Source organism: Bradyrhizobium sp. BRP22, assembly GCF_020194175.1.
Taxonomy (GTDB): Bacteria; Pseudomonadota; Alphaproteobacteria; order Rhizobiales; family Xanthobacteraceae; genus Bradyrhizobium.
The window spans coordinates 1-255 of sequence record NZ_JADYVX010000162.1; the positions used below are offsets into that span (position 1 = coordinate 1).

The window sequence follows — 255 nt, forward strand, 5'->3', positions numbered from 1 at the left end:
GGTTGCTTATTGCCGATACGCTGACGACTTTGTCGTCATCGTAAAAGGGACCAAAGCTCAAGCAGAGGAAATCCGCGAAGAATGCCGCGCCTTTCTGGAAGGCAAGCTGAAATTGACGCTGAATATGAAGAAAACCCATGTCACCCACGTCAATGACGGCTTCGTCTTTCTGGGGCACAGGATCATTCGCAAGCGAGGGTCGCACGGGCGCATGTCCGTCGTCACAACGATACCCAAGGAAAAGGCGAAGGGGTT

At 52.9% G+C, this 255-nt stretch carries 1 protein-coding gene; it reads left to right on the plus strand.

The window, feature by feature from the left end:
- Positions 1-255: reverse transcriptase domain-containing protein (locus I6F35_RS39805; protein ID WP_249792917.1), on the plus strand; the 255-nt coding region annotated here is incomplete at both ends.